The sequence below is a fragment of the Microbacterium sp. NPDC064942 genome, assembly GCF_049545525.1.
Taxonomy (GTDB): domain Bacteria; phylum Actinomycetota; class Actinomycetes; order Actinomycetales; family Microbacteriaceae; genus Microbacterium; species Microbacterium gawkjiense.
Genome location: NZ_JBMWDR010000006.1, coordinates 48,373 through 62,058, shown reverse-complemented (window position 1 = coordinate 62,058; position 13,686 = coordinate 48,373). Strand labels below are relative to the sequence as shown.

Below are 13,686 nucleotides of genomic sequence, written 5' to 3'. Positions count from 1 at the left end.
TTGAACTCTAGTCATAGGCTGATACTCCGATGATCACTGTCGTCTCGTACAACCTGCGCAAGCACGCCGCGGCGGGCGAACTCACCGAACTGGTGAGTCGCTACGACGTCGACGTGCTGTGTCTGCAAGAGGTGGACACGACCGACATGCCCGAGCGCATCGGCGGCCTCGTCCTCGCCGATGCGACCCGCTCCAATCGATTGGGTCTGGCGATCTACTACCGCGAGAACGGGTTCCGCGCCGGTGCGAGCCGCACCTTCTCGCTCAAGAAGTCGTTGCACGACATCGTCCTCAAGCCCGCCGACGAGCGGATGCTGGGGCTCCACCTGCGTGACATCGATCACGGCACCGAGTTCATCGTCGCGTCCTTCCACGCGGCACCGCTCACCGCGCTCAACTCGCTGCGTCGTCATCAGATCCGGGCGGCGCTGCGCGAGCTGTCGACGCTCGGCAAGGGCGCGCCGATCCTCATGGTCGGCGACTTCAACTACCCGGTGTTCAAGGAGAACCTGGGGCAGGTCATCCGCGAGAGCGGATACGAGCTGAGTCTCAGCGATGCGCGCACGTACACGCGGTACAAGTTCTTCAAGGGTTACTACGACTTCGCGACCTCGAGCGGGTTCGAGATCCAGCAGGTGCGGACGCTGCCGCAGGGCGCGAGCGACCACCTGCCGATCCTGGTGACGGCTGAGCCGATCGCGCGGGCGAAGCCCGACGTCGCCTGACGTCAGTCGTCGATCCGGTCCCGTCGGCCACGCAGACCCGCGGTGACGAGGATGACGGCACCCGCGGCGACGAGGGCGCCGGCGCCGATCCACAGCCCCGTGAGCTGGCTGCCGTCGAAGCCCGCCCGCACGAGCGGGTCGGTGCTCTGACTGGTGTCGATGACGGCGCTGGCGGTGCCGCCGGCCGACGTCGCCGAGACGGCGGCGATGTTGTAGACCCCGCGGGCGTCGGAGGGCAGGGTGATGCGGACGGTGGGCAGCGCCCCGCTCGCGTCGGACTCGTACACGGCGCTCGCCGTCGAGACGGCCATGCGCACCATCGCGAAGGTCGCGCCGGCGCCGTTCTCTCCCGTGACGGTGACCGTGACGGTCTCGTTCGGGCCGAACGTGGTGTCGTCGCACGAGAAGCTGACCGTGTCGCCCGGGCCGGCACCGGCGGCATCCGACTGGCAGGCGTCGACCGGCGGGTAGATCGTCGAGGCGTGAGCGGCGACGGGCGCGCCGACGGCCAGTGTCGCGAAGACGGCGGTCGTGAGGAGGGCGCGGGGGAGACGGCGCATGGATGCTGCTTTCAGGGCGGGTACTCACCCGAGTGTAACTGAGGCCGCCCGACCTGCGGTTTCCGTCGCGTGACGATTCGGGGTGCCCGCCGGGTCAGCCGAGGATCGCGCCGTCGGGGTCGCACGACGCGCGCACGACCGGCGAGAGATCGGCGTCGGCGGTGGGGGTGACCCATGCCTCGGCGTCGCGGATGTCGGTGTCGGCGGTGACCTCGATCGTCACCGTCTGCGTGTCGCCGGGTTTCAGGTCGACCGAGTACGACAGCACCTGGCGGCCGCCGACCGTGCCGCCGCCGAACCCGCGCTCCGTCGTGATCTCGGAGGAGGCGACCTCGAAGCCCTCGGGCAGGTAGACCTCGCCGACGACGCGGGCGATCCCGGGTGGGACTCCGTTGGCGCCGCCGCCCGTGATGTAGTCGGGGAGCGAGGTGGCGGCGTCGGCGGGGGCGTTCGAGGTCAGCGTGACCTGCACGGTGAGGGTGCGCGGGGTGGCGCCGACCCCGCATCCGGTGATGGCGAGGTTCACGTCGGGCGTGACGTAGTAGTCCATCTTCGAGCCGGTGCCGTCGTTGAGGTACACGCCGAATCGCGCGGTGTCGGCGTCGTTCGTCGGGGGAGCCCCTGCGAGCGTCGTGCCGGCGAGAGCTTCGCCGTCGGTCGGGACCGCGCTCCACAGGTAGAGCCGGTGCTCGGAACCGGCGCGGGACAGGGCCCGCAACAGTGCGCCGGCGTCGACGTCGCCGCTCGTCAGCGCCGAGAACACCGTGCCCGCCGCAGCCGAGAAGACGAGGTCCTGCTGGTCGGCGTCGGGGTAGTCGAGATACACGTCGTTGAGCAGGAACTGTGCGGCGTTGGCGCTCGTCAACGTCACGCCCGTCGGAAGGTCGACGGGGCCCGTCGCCTCGAGCAGGTATGACAGGGCGACGGGGTCGATGGAGATGACGCCGTCGACGGGCACGTCCTCGCGCGCCGCGAACTCCTTCGCCAACTCGGCGGTCAGCCGGAAATCGGGCACCTGCGTGATGTTCTGCAGGAAGCGCCCCGGTTTGGCCTGGTAGATCGAGGCGTACTCGCCCAGATCGAGGATCGACTCGGGGTACTGCGTCGTCGCGCGGGCCTGGATCTGCTCGCCGAGCGCGAGGCGTCCGTCGTCGGCGCGCACCGGGGTCATCGAGCCGACGATGCCGCCGAGGGTGCGCCATTCGGCGTTGTTCTGCACGAGCAGAAGGTGGTTGCGCGCGCCCTCGGCGCCGAGCATCGACGGCAGGAGCGTGCTGGCACGAGCGAGGGCGTCGGTCCCCGCGGCGACCTGCGAGAGGGCGTCGCCCAGCTGGTCGACGGCGTCGGCGATGGGGGCGACGAGGGGCGTGCGGTCGATCGCCGCCACGTCGTCACGAGCGGATGCCGCGACCCCTGCGGCATCCGTGGCCGGATCCGCGAGCGCCGCGAACGCCGATGTGTCGATGCGCCCGTCGACAGGAACGAACGCCTCGGCGCCGAACCCGACGGCGACGGAGGCGATGGGGCGGGCGGTGCCGGTGACGACGTCGTCGACCGCCGCGGCGACGTCGGCGACCGCGGCGAGCTGCGGGCCGATCCAGGCCACGCCCTCGGCGCCCTGCCAGAGGGGGTCGGAGGTCAGCTCCCGCGCGGCGGCGGTGTGGCGCGCGATCTCGTCGATCGCCTCACCCGCGGCGCTCAGGTCGCCGAGGTCCGACGCGATCTCGGGCGCCCGCTTCTGCGCGCTCGAGAGGTGGTCGTAGGCGAGGTACCCGCGCACCGCGATCCACCCCAGGGCGAAGAGGACGAACAGGAGCGCGAGCCCGAGGACCCACACGACGACGCGCCCCGCGGTGCGGGCGGCAGGGGGCAGGAAGGTCTCGGGCATCGGCATGATCCTACGGGGGTCGGCCGACCGCGCCGGATCAGGGGGCGAAGACCGCGCGTTCCCAGCGGTCGCCGCCCGAGACCTGCGCGTGCGCGGCGGCCTCGGCCGCGGCGGCGCAGAGGCGGTCGAGGTTCCAGTCCGCGAGCGGCGCGGCGGCCACACCGATGCTCGCCGAGAGCCGGACGGGCACCGCCTGCTGGTCGGTGAGCGTCCCGATGCGATCGAGCAGTCGCGAGAGCAGACCGCGGACGGCGGTGTCGGGGCGCGGCAGCAGGACGAGGGCCTGGGTGGCGGAGACCGCGTGGATGTCGGCCTCGGGAGGCATGACGTCGCGGATGTCCTGCGCGAAGCGCGCCGTCACGCGTTGGAAGGCGCGACCGCTCGACGCCTCGAGCAGCTCGCCCGGATCGTCGAGGCGCACGTCGAGGATCGACCACCACCGGTCCTCCGCGGCCTTGGCGCGCGCGAGGCGGTCACGCGCGATGCCGAAGAAGTCGAGTCCCTGTCGGGGGTCGACGTTCTGCGAGCCGCGACGCACGAGGTAGAGCAGGGTGACGACCGCGCACACGAGGTACACGAGCGCGACGAGCTCGTTGAGCGAGTAGAGGGCAGTCATGTCGGCCTCGGTCTGCGCGCCGGCGCCCTGGGCGAGGCGCACCACACCGTCGACGACGACGAGGGCCGCGAGGCCGATGAACCCGAGCGAGACGACGAGCAGCGGCAGCGACATCTCGCGCTCCGGCTTGCGCAGCCGCAGCAGTTCGACCGCCGTGAGGGCCGCGACGACGGCCGCCACCGTGAACGAGATGCGCAGAACCGTGCCGTAGGCGCCGCTCTCGGCGGCGAGGCCGAGGATGATCGCGAGCGCGCTGAAAACGACGATCGTGGGCACCAGCATGATCGGTTCACGCCCCCGACGGGCTCGCAGTCCGACCCACACGAAGGCGGAGGCGCACAGGATCGGGCCGTGCGCGGCGGCGCGCAGGAAGCTCGAGTCGAGCTGGTCGGCGACGACGAGCAGGTAGCAGCTCAGCATGGCGAGGGCGAAGCCCGACGACCAGATCGCCGCGGCGCGGCCCGGGAACGGGAGGAAGCCCAGCCCGATCATCATGATCGTGCAGGCGGTCGCGATCGCGACGAGCGCGATGGTCACATCGACCTGCGTCATGACTCGACCCCCTCATCACGATCCGCGGCGGGCAGTCGGACCGTGACGGTCGTCCCGCGTCCGAGGGCGCTCTCCACCGCGATGCTACCCCCGTGGGCCTCGACGATGTCGCGGGCGATGCCCATGCCCAGCCCCGTGCCCGACGCTGAGCCCTCCTGCGCGTTCTGCGCCCGGAAGTACGGGGTGAACACGCGCTCGACGTCCTCGGCTGTCATGCCGATGCCCTCGTCGGCGATCGAGACGGCGACCCAGCCGTCGTCGTCGAGCGCCGCCGCGACGCGCAGGGTGCCGCGGTCGCTGTACTTGATCGCGTTGCTCATGATGTTGTCGACGACCTGGCGCAGCCGGAACTCGTCGCCCTCGACGAGGAGGGGACCCGCGACGACGGATTCGATGGCGAGGGCCGAGGCGGATGCCGCGGGCTCGAACGCCTCGATCGAGGCCTCGACGAGCGCGGCGGCGTCGAACCTCGCGTGGTCCTCCGCGGCATCCGTCGACTGCGAGAGGAGGCCCTGGATGAGGGTGAGCATGCGCTCGCTCGCCGATTCGATGACGTCGAGGTGGTCGCGCTGCCCGGGGGTGAGGTTCGAGCCCTCGAGGAGCAGGTCGGCGTGGCCGAGGATCACCGTCAGCGGGTTGCGCAGCTCGTGCGCGACGACGCGGGTGACGTGGGGTCGCTCGCGCTGGGCCTCGGCGACGGCGGTGAGGTCGGCGAGCTCGATGACGACCGTCTGCTGGCCGAGGGAGTTGGGGGCGGCGGCGCGGATCGACAGTCCGAGCGCACGCCAGGTGCCGCTGCGGTCGAAGAGCCAGAGCCGCTCGTTCTCGACCAGCTCGCCACGCACGGCGCGCGCGACGGTCGTCTCGGCAGGGCTGAGCGCCCGCCCGCGATAGTCGGAGTACTCGACGGCGCCGCCGACGGGGAAGCGCAGGTCCTGCGTGTCGAGGGAGTACAGGGCGCGGTACGCGGCGTTCGCCGAGATGATCTCGCCGCCGGGCGTGACCCGCGCCAGCGCGACCGAGATGGAGTCGAACACGGCATTGACCCGCTGCTCGGCGGCCTGGACCCGGTCGACCGTGGCGGCCAGGCGGCGCGCCTGGTTGCGGGCGAGGACCCGGAACGCGCGGATGCGGCGGGCGCCGCTGGCGACCGTGATGGCGAGGAACGCGAGCGCCAGCAGGATGATCAGCAGGTCGACGATCACGTCGGGCGAGAAGCCCCAGTGTGACGGGTCGGCGAGGCTCATGATCGCGACGGCGCTGATGGCGAGGACGATCTCGGCCGATCCGTAGTAGGTCGCGATCCAGGCGATCGGGAACACCCACAGGTAGCCGAGGCTCGGTTCGCTGAGGGTGAGGAACCCGATCGCGACGATGTCGACCAGTGGGAGGACGAAGGCAGCGTGCCGAGGCGTGCGGGCCCACGGAGTGACCAGGGTCGCCATCGAGCAGATGATGATGACGAAGATCCCGACGAGGAAGCCGGGGCTCGCGAGCAGGCCGACGTTGAGGACGCCGACGGCGACGGTGATGGCCACGACGCTGAAGGTGAATACCAGCTGCCACTGCCACACGGATCTCACACGCGTGCCGATGAGCTGACTGTCCGCCCAGCGGCTTTCGGTTGTCGGCATCAGTTGGCTCCGTCGCCAGTGTAACCACGCGCAGAGCGCGCGACGTCAGAAGGCGGTGTCGCCGGGGGCGAGCGCGGCTCGTGCGGTCTTGAAGAGGATGACGACGTCGCCGACGAGCGTCCAGTTCTCGACGTACGACAGGTCGAGCCGCACCGACTCCTCCCACGACAGCGAGGAGCGGCCGCTGACCTGCCACAGTCCGGTGATGCCGGGCTTGACGAGGAACCGGCGGTGGACGTGGTCCGCGTACAGCTCGACCTCTCGCGGCAGGGGAGGACGGGGGCCGACGAGCGACATCGATCCGCCGATGACGTTGAACAGCTGGGGCAGCTCGTCGAGGCTGAGCCGCCGCATGATGCGACCGATGGGGGTGACCCGGGGGTCGTTCCTCATCTTGAAGAGGACGGTGTTGCCGGCATCCCGTTCCTGCGCGAGGAGGGCGTCGAGACGCTGCTCGGCGTCGATGACCATCGACCGGAACTTCAGCATCGTGAACTCGCGGCCGCCGTGGCCGACGCGCGTCTGGCGGAAGAGGATCGGGCCGGGGCTGGACAGCCGGATCGATGCGGCGAGGAACAACAGGACCGGGCTGATGAGCGCCACGCCGAGCGACGCCGCGCTCACGTCGAGGATGCGCTTGGCGACACGCTGACCGCCGCTGAAGCGCGGCGTCTCGACGTGCAGCAGGGGCAGGCCGGCGACGGGGCGGCTGCTGATGCGGGGGCCGGCGATGTCGGCGATGCCGGGGGCGATCACGAGGTGCTGCCTGCCCGCCTCGAGGCTCCACGAGATCTGCTTCACCTTGTCGGCGGGCAGTTCGTCGGTGCTGGTCACGACGACGGTGTCGGCGTTCGTGACCTCCATCGCGCTGCTGAGGGCCGAGATCGACCCGATGATCGGGATGTCGGTGCCCTCGACCGTGTCGGCGACCGCCGCACCCGGGATGCAGGCGCCGACGACGTGGTACCCCGCGCTCGGGGTGCGGACGAGCTCGTTCGCGATGTCGACGACCGACCGCCGCGACCCGACCAGCAGGACGCGCGCCGAGAAGTCGCCCGTGCGGCGCTGGGCGATGAGCCACTGCCGCCAGAGCCACCGTTCGAAGAGAAGGACGAGGATGCCGAGGGGCAGGCTGATGAGCAGGAAGCCGCGCGCGACCTCGATCTGCGTCAGGAACGCGACGATCGCGATGACTCCGAAGAGGGTGACGCTCGACCGGGCGATCCGCACGTACTCGGCCGAGCCGGCGCCGATCACCCGGTGATCGCGGGTGTCGGCGAGGCTGAGGGTCAGCATCCACACCAGGATGAGCCCGGTCGAGAAGGTCCAGTACGAGATCTCGCCCGCCACCCTGCCGTCGCGGATGGCGATCTCTGCGGCGCCGAGGCCGAACCAGGCGATCTGGGTGCCGTAGACCACCCAGATCAGAGCGAGGAGGTCGCTGACCCACAGGCGCCGGGCGTAGACGCGACGCCACGAGACCGAGCGAGTTGCAGGCGCGGCGGCGTGCGGCATCCGCTCGGCCTGCTCATCCCCGGTGTCGGCGGTCACCGTGCTCGCCATCTTTCCCCCCACACGAGAGTGCTCTCACGCGCTCTCGGATGCACCGTACCAGGGGCCTGTAACACCCGTGTGTCGGAGATGTCATCGGTCTACGCCGACGGCAGCCGGAGTGTGGCGACGACACCCTTGCCCGGTGTCGAGGTCAGGGTGATGTCGCCGTCGTTGCGGCGGGCCAGGTCGCGGGCGGTCGCGAGGCCGAGACCGATCCCGCTCGCCGTGCGCCCCTCGGCTTCGGGGCCGCGGAAGAAGCGTTGGAAGGCGTTCGCGAGCGTGGTGGGGGACATCCCGGGACCGTCGTCGGACACGACGATCGTGACGTCGTCGCCGGCGCGTCGGGCGGAGACCTCGACGGTTCCGGCTTCGGCGAAGGTGACGGCGTTGGCGACCAGGCTCCACAGCGCTCGCCGGGCGTCGGATTCGACCGCGGTCACGTGCAGGCCGGATCGCGTCGTCACGAGGTCCGTGCGGCGCGCGACGGCCTCGGCGTGGTGCGCCGCGCAGACGTCACCGATGAGGTCGTCGACGGACAGGCGGACCCGCTCGCCCCCGGCGGCTGCCTGCGTCAGTCCGTCCAGCAGGCCGGCAAGTCGCGCGGCACCTCGTCGCGTGGCGTCGACCCACGAGCGCTGCTCGGCCGTGAGCGGCGACTCGCCCAGCAGGTCGGCGTACCCGAGCACGGTGGTGACGGGGGTGCGCAACTCGTGACTGGCGGCCGTGACGAAGTCCTCGCGTTGACGCTCGAGATCGAGCTGGGTGGCCATGGCGGATGCGCGTGCGCGCTCTGCGGCGGCGATCTCCTCCGCGGCCTGCACCGCTACGGCGGCGTTGCGGCGCCCCTCGAACCGTGCGACGGAGACGAGGACGGTGAACAGGCCGATGGCGCTCATGAACACCACGAGGGTGACGGCGGCCTCGGGGGAACCGACGGTGCCGAGCTTCGCGGTTCCTCCGGAGGTGAGGGTGAGCAGGAGGACGGCGACTGAGGTGATGAGGGAGGACCAGATCGCGACGCGGAGCGGGAAGCGCAGGCATCCGGCTGCCAGAGCGGCGAAGGTCAGGAACGACAGCTGGGTGTACCCGAGCGGGCCGAAGGCGAGGACGACGGCGCCGCCGACGACCAGGACATGCGCGACGAGTTCGGCCAGGTGGGCGCGCGGGCCGCCGTCGCGGGGCAGGATCGCGAGGCTTCCGATCAGCATCATCGCCGAGCTGTGCGAGGCGAAGATGACGACCGACGTGGGGAAGAAGCCGCCGCCGTCGACGACGACGTTCGCGGTGGTGATGCCGACGGCCGCGACGGCGGCGGAGGCGAGCACCGCGCCCACGAACCGCGTGGCGGCATTCAAGGAGTCGAGCCGGAACGTGCTGTCGCGTCGGCTCAGGAGGCCGACGACGAGCACGATCTCGACCGCGTTGAAGGCGCCGTACAGCAGACAGAGCTGCCAGGGGCGCCCGCCGATCGCGTTGGCGACGGCAGTGAGTCCGAAGATCAGGACGATCACGACCCATCGGTGCTCGCGTGCGACCCGCAGCGCGAAAGCGAGCGAGACACCGGCGGCGGGCCACCAGATCGCGATGGGCAGTCCACTCGCCTGCAAGCGGACGCCGATGAGCGCGAGGAGCAGGATGGAGAGCGCGGTGAGCGTCCACAGCGCGATCCGGTGAGACGCCGGCATACGGCCGGCGCGCTCACTCTGGATCCCGCTCACGCTCACACCGTATATGCGGTGACTCTTCTGCGGTGACGAAGTGTAATCTCAGCACCATCGCCGATGTCCGGGTTCGGCGGGATGACGCGAGGTGACCGCGTGGCGCATGTGCTGGTCGTGGAGGACGACGTCGATGTGGCGTCGTTGCTGCAGCAGGTGCTCTCGCGCGTCGGTCACGAGGTGGACGTCGTCCACGACGGCGGTGCCGGGTTGGACGCCGCGCATGCCCGGCATCCGGACGTCGTCATCCTGGACTGGATGATGCCGATCAAGTCGGGCATCGAGGTGTGCTCGGAACTGCGGTCGGACCCGGGCTTCGCCGACACGCGCATCATGATGCTGACGGCCCGCTCGTCGCCGCAGGACGTCTCGCGCGCGAAGGCGGCGGGAGTCGACGACTACGTCACGAAGCCGTTCACGCCGCGGCAGCTGCGCGAGCGGATCGAGCTGCTTCTCGCCGGCTGAGCGGGCGGATCACTGCGGCGGGAGCTCGAACTCGCGCTCGAGTACGACGTGCTCTCCGACCTGACGGAGGGTCGTGCCGGCGGCGCGTGTCCCGATTCCCTGCGGCGCGGCGTTCGCGGATGCCCGTGGGGAGAGGATGCCGGGGCTCGAGACGCGCAGCCGCAGCCGGTCGCCGGTGTGTTCCAGCTCGACGGCTGCCTCGCGTGCGGCGGAGTGCTTCACGGCGTTGACGAGCGCCTCATTGATCAGCCGGCTCGCCTCCTCTCCGATGGCGGGGTCGTCGAAGGCCGCGCGTGCCGCGGGCTCGGCGCCGACGCGCACGTCCATCACGACGGACCATGCCTCGACGAGATCTTCGATCGTCTCCTCGATGACGAGGTTCGCGCCCGTGCGGAGTTCGTCGAGCACCTCGTCGGTCTGCGTGCGGAAGGTGTCGAGGGTCTCCGCGTCGGCGGGGGACTCGTCCACGTGCGCGGCGAGAATCACACACCTGCTCTGCAGGCGGCCGTGGAGCAGGTCGCTCGCGCGGCGCAGCGGTGCACGCGCCGACTCGGCGGCGGAGGCCAGGGCGCGTGCCGAGGCTCGCAGGACGGAGGTCGCTCGTACCTCTTCGGCTCGTGCTCGGCGGTAGGCGTCGACGGACATGCTGATGACGGAGGCCGTGAGCGGCAGCGCCAGCAGCGGCACCAGACCGAGAGCGCCGACGTTCGGAAGCAGGGCATAGGTGAGCGCCACCACTCCCACCCCGGCGAGGGCCCAGGTCGCCAGGAACACGAGGCCGCGCAGCGTCACCCGCAGGCCTCGCGCACGGCGCGTGATGAGATATGCGGCGAGGTCGAGGGCCGCGCAGGCCGTCACCGCCGCCACGGCGACCGAGGGACCGCCGCGGGACAGCCCGAAGGGGAGTGTCGCCGCGACGTAGGTCAGTCCGACGCTCAGCGGTGGCGTGGTGCTGAGGCGTGCGAGGACCGGCACACCCCGCGCATCGTCGAGATCGATGTCGACGGGGGTGTCGTCCGGCGGCCACTGCGTCAGCTCGTCGAGTCGATGGCTCGCTGCGCGCACGCGGGCGGCGTAATCGCGCACCGCGTCGTAGTCGACGGCGCCGTCGAGCAGAAGATCGCGATGCCGCCGCAGGTCGTCGGCGATCTGCGCGAACACGGTCGGCACGGTGCTCTGCAGGTGCGCGGCTTCGGCCGTGCTGACGCGCATGAGCGCGCTCGCCGAGCGCAGGCGACGCGTGGTCGCCCGCAGGCGTCGGTGGTACGTGACCGCGATCGCGCAGACGGTGAACAGGATGACCGACGTGACGATGTTCGTGGTGATGCGCGTCGCCCAGTTGCCGCCGGTCGAGAGCCCGAAGAGGAACGCGCTGACCGCATCGTTCACGAAGGGACGGATCACCGAGAATCCGACGAGGGCCGTCGCGATCACGGCGACCCGCTCGCCCGGGCTCGACGCGAGGCGTCGCTCGGCGTAGGCGGCGAGCAGTCCGAGCGCGGCGAGCGGTATCCACCCGACAGCCGCGACGACGACGCCCCGCAGGTATCCGTCGAACGAGGGGATGCCGACGCTCGGCACGCTCAGGAAGGTGCCGACGACGAACGACATGAGGAGCGACCACCGCGTGAAGTACTCGCCGCTGACGAACGGTGCGGACAGCACGGCGAGAGAGGCGTGGATGCGTCGTTGCAGCGCGGCGCGACGATCGTGACGCGTCACCGTCCCCCCTTCCTGCATGACGGCCATGGGAAGCGTAGCGCTCGGATCAGCGGGGCGCGGACGTCAGTTCGTCGGCGTTCCAGAGCCAGATCGCGTCGTCGGTGAGGGCCAGGGCCGTCGGTGCGGCGGCATCCGCGTCGACGCAGGCGATCTCCTGGCCGTCGCCCGACAGTGCGGTCAGCTGCAGGCCGTCGCAGTCCGGTGCCACCGATGCGGCGACGACGTCGCCGTCGTGGATGTCGAGCGCGACGACGCCGTCACCGATGCGTGAGGTCTGGCCGTCCGTCGTCTCGTACGCGGTCCCGCCGCACAGGAAAGCCGCGGTGTCGCCGGAGGCGCGCAGTCCCCACGGCTCGGCGCAGGGCGCGGCGAGTGCGGTTCCGTCGATCACGACGGCGTCGCCTTCGAGGTAGGTCGATTGTGCGAGGACCTTCTCGTACGGCGACCAGAAGGCGCCGTCGGTGAAGGTCTGCAGCGCCTGGATCTCGCAGTCGCTACCGACGTCGGTGACGGCGGTGGCCTGCGTGTCGGCGAGGGGGGTCAGGGCGCGGACCTGTGCGATGTCGCGGTACGTGGGTGTCACGTCGTCCCAGGTCTCTCCGGCGTCGTCGGATCGCTCGACCACCGGGGCGGTTGTGCCGCAGCTGCCGGCGATCGCACGCCAGATCACGTCGTCGCCCGCGGCGAGGAAGCGCTCGGCGGCGCCGGGCGCGGCGATCGCCGTCGGTGCCGCGGAGGCCGACGGTGCCGGTGAGGGAGTCGTCGCAGGAACGGGGTCGGCGCTGCGGTCGGCGACGGGGGTGCCCTGGCCGCGCTGGAGTGCGAGCACGACCAGGCCGCCGACCGCCACCGTCAGCGCGACGACGAGGACGGCGACGACGACGGAGGGCAGGCCTCGGCGCACCCGCGACCGGCGAGCCATGGATCAGCGGACGGCGGTGTCGCCGGCGTCACGCGCTTCGCGTCGCGTGTCGAAACCGATCTCGCCGATGGCGGGGGCGGTGTCGGGGACGACGGCGACGGGCGCCTTGCGCTTGCGGCCGCGTGCGGCCTTGGGCTGCTCCTGCGTGTAGCCGTAGCCCCCGTATCCATAGCCGTAGCCGTACCCGTAACCGCTGTAGTACGAGTCGGGTCCGCGGGTCGGCACCATCGACATGACGAATCCGGCGACCTTCGCACCGACCGTGTGGAGTGCCTCGACGGCGCCCTCGAGCTGGTGGCGGGTGACCTTGCCGGCCGAGGCGACGAGGATCGCGCCGCTGGTGCTGCGGGCGAGGATGGCGGCATCCGTCACGGGCAGCAGCGGGGGAGCGTCGCAGAGGACGACGTCGAAGTCGCGCTCGAGCACGTCGAGGAGGGTGCCCATCTGCGTCGAGCCGAGCAGCTCGCTGGGGTTCGGCGGGATCTTGCCGGCGGGCAGGACGAACAGGCTGCGGCCACCCCACGGGAGCATGACGTCGCCGACGCGGGCGCGACCGATGAGCACGTCGGTGAGGCCGACGCCGCCTTCGATGCCGAGGTACTCAGCGACCTTGGGCTTGCGCAGGTCGGTGTCGAGGAGCGCGACCTTCTTGCCGGCATCCGCCAGGGCGATCGCGAGGTTGATCGTCGTCGTGGACTTGCCCTCGCTGGGAACGGAGCTCGTGATGACGAAGCTCGACCGACCGCCCATGTCGAGGAACTGCAGGTTGGTGCGCAGGGCGCGGAACGACTCGGCGCGGGGGCTGAGCGGGTCGGCGTGGACGATGAGCGGACGCTCCTTGGCCTTCGCGTCGTAGGCGATCGCGCCGAGCGAGGGGGAGGAGGTGATCTGCTCGGCCTCGCGCGGCGTGCGCACCTTGTTGTCGAGCACCGTGCGCAGCACCGCGATGCCGATGCCGAGCGCGAGGCCGACGAGGGCGCCGAGGGCGAGGTTCAGCGGGACGTTCGGGCTGGCCGGCGCGAGGGCCGGCTGGGCGTCGCTGACGCGAGTGAGGCGGATCGGACTGCCGCCCTCCTCGATCTGCGGCTCGATCTCGGGAACGACGGTCGACAAGCTGGCGGCGATCTGGTTGGCGAGGTTCGCCGCCGCGACGGGGTCGGGGTCGGACACCGTGATCGTGATGATCGTGGTGTTCAGCGCGGACGACGCGGTGACCTGCTGGGCGAGGGACTCGGCCGTGACGCCGAGGTCGAGCTCGGCGATGACGGGGTTCAGGACGATGGGGGTCCGCACCAGTCCTCCGCGCTCGTCATCGGCGCCGTCGGCCCAA

General features: G+C 71.1%; 11 protein-coding genes. 2 read left to right on the top strand and 9 right to left on the bottom strand.

Annotated features, from left to right (window positions below; genetic code table 11):
• Positions 1–29: 29 nt before the first annotated feature.
• A complete protein-coding gene (locus ACPEH2_RS11025; RefSeq protein ID WP_366214287.1) occupies positions 30–725 on the top strand; it encodes an endonuclease/exonuclease/phosphatase family protein in 696 nt (231 codons plus the stop codon).
• A 2-nt stretch (positions 726–727) separates the two neighbouring features.
• Here the strand turns inward: ACPEH2_RS11025 and ACPEH2_RS11020 are convergent, their stop codons facing one another.
• The 6 genes from ACPEH2_RS11020 to ACPEH2_RS10995 form a co-directional block, all read right to left on the bottom strand.
• Complete coding sequence (locus ACPEH2_RS11020) at positions 728–1,285, bottom strand: cell wall protein (RefSeq protein WP_423718695.1); 558 nt, start codon at positions 1,283–1,285, stop codon at positions 728–730.
• 94 nt (positions 1,286–1,379) lie between these two features.
• Positions 1,380–3,173 (bottom strand): DUF4012 domain-containing protein, encoded by a 1,794-nt coding sequence (locus tag ACPEH2_RS11015; protein WP_423718694.1) that lies wholly within the window; start codon positions 3,171–3,173, stop codon positions 1,380–1,382.
• A gap of 37 nt (positions 3,174–3,210) precedes the next feature.
• Positions 3,211–4,341 carry a hypothetical protein gene (locus ACPEH2_RS11010; RefSeq protein ID WP_423718693.1) on the bottom strand — a complete coding sequence of 377 codons (1,131 nt, stop codon included), beginning with the start codon at positions 4,339–4,341 and terminating at the stop codon, positions 3,211–3,213.
• Positions 4,338–5,975, bottom strand: a complete 1,638-nt coding sequence (locus ACPEH2_RS11005; protein ID WP_217528366.1) for a sensor histidine kinase — start codon at positions 5,973–5,975, stop codon at positions 4,338–4,340. The genes ACPEH2_RS11010 and ACPEH2_RS11005 overlap by 4 nt, the downstream gene beginning before the upstream one ends.
• A 45-nt stretch (positions 5,976–6,020) precedes the next feature.
• Positions 6,021–7,538 (bottom strand): sugar transferase, encoded by a 1,518-nt coding sequence (locus ACPEH2_RS11000; RefSeq protein ID WP_217528365.1) that lies wholly within the window; start codon positions 7,536–7,538, stop codon positions 6,021–6,023.
• Between the two features lie 89 nt (positions 7,539–7,627).
• Entirely contained in the window at positions 7,628–9,247 is a 1,620-nt protein-coding gene (locus ACPEH2_RS10995) for a sensor histidine kinase (protein ID WP_423718692.1), read from the bottom strand.
• 99 nt (positions 9,248–9,346) lie between these two features.
• On the opposite strand from ACPEH2_RS10995, the gene ACPEH2_RS10990 reads away from it, so the two are divergent.
• The gene (locus ACPEH2_RS10990) at positions 9,347–9,712 is read left to right on the top strand and encodes a response regulator transcription factor (RefSeq protein ID WP_423718691.1); all 366 of its coding nucleotides are present in this window, start codon (positions 9,347–9,349) and stop codon (positions 9,710–9,712) included.
• Positions 9,713–9,721: 9 nt separating this feature from the next.
• Here ACPEH2_RS10990 and ACPEH2_RS10985 read toward each other — a convergent pair whose 3' ends face one another.
• Genes ACPEH2_RS10985 through ACPEH2_RS10975 form a run of 3 tightly spaced genes read right to left on the bottom strand, consistent with a single transcriptional unit; the run spans position 9,722 to position 13,649 of the window.
• Positions 9,722–11,461 carry a hypothetical protein gene (locus ACPEH2_RS10985; protein WP_423718690.1) on the bottom strand — a complete coding sequence of 580 codons (1,740 nt, stop codon included), beginning with the start codon at positions 11,459–11,461 and terminating at the stop codon, positions 9,722–9,724.
• A 19-nt stretch (positions 11,462–11,480) separates the two neighbouring features.
• Positions 11,481–12,356 carry a hypothetical protein gene (locus ACPEH2_RS10980; protein WP_423718689.1) on the bottom strand — a complete coding sequence of 292 codons (876 nt, stop codon included), beginning with the start codon at positions 12,354–12,356 and terminating at the stop codon, positions 11,481–11,483.
• A 3-nt stretch (positions 12,357–12,359) separates the two neighbouring features.
• Positions 12,360–13,649 (bottom strand): polysaccharide biosynthesis tyrosine autokinase, encoded by a 1,290-nt coding sequence (locus ACPEH2_RS10975; RefSeq protein WP_423718688.1) that lies wholly within the window; start codon positions 13,647–13,649, stop codon positions 12,360–12,362.
• Between the last annotated feature and the right edge of the window lie 37 nt (positions 13,650–13,686).

Bases quoted from the DNA above. Each gene is read 5' to 3' on its own strand.
- ACPEH2_RS11025 (WP_366214287.1), top strand. From the start codon at position 30: ATGATCACTGTCGTCTCGTACAACCTGCGCAAGCACGCCGCGGCGGGC.
- ACPEH2_RS11020 (WP_423718695.1), bottom strand. From the start codon at position 1,285: ATGCGCCGTCTCCCCCGCGCCCTCCTCACGACCGCCGTCTTCGCGACA.
- ACPEH2_RS11015 (WP_423718694.1), bottom strand. From the start codon at position 3,173: ATGCCCGAGACCTTCCTGCCCCCTGCCGCCCGCACCGCGGGGCGCGTC.
- ACPEH2_RS11010 (WP_423718693.1), bottom strand. From the start codon at position 4,341: ATGACGCAGGTCGATGTGACCATCGCGCTCGTCGCGATCGCGACCGCC.
- ACPEH2_RS11005 (WP_217528366.1), bottom strand. From the start codon at position 5,975: ATGCCGACAACCGAAAGCCGCTGGGCGGACAGTCAGCTCATCGGCACG.
- ACPEH2_RS11000 (WP_217528365.1), bottom strand. From the start codon at position 7,538: ATGGCGAGCACGGTGACCGCCGACACCGGGGATGAGCAGGCCGAGCGG.
- ACPEH2_RS10985 (WP_423718690.1), bottom strand. From the start codon at position 11,461: ATGGCCGTCATGCAGGAAGGGGGGACGGTGACGCGTCACGATCGTCGC.
- ACPEH2_RS10980 (WP_423718689.1), bottom strand. From the start codon at position 12,356: ATGGCTCGCCGGTCGCGGGTGCGCCGAGGCCTGCCCTCCGTCGTCGTC.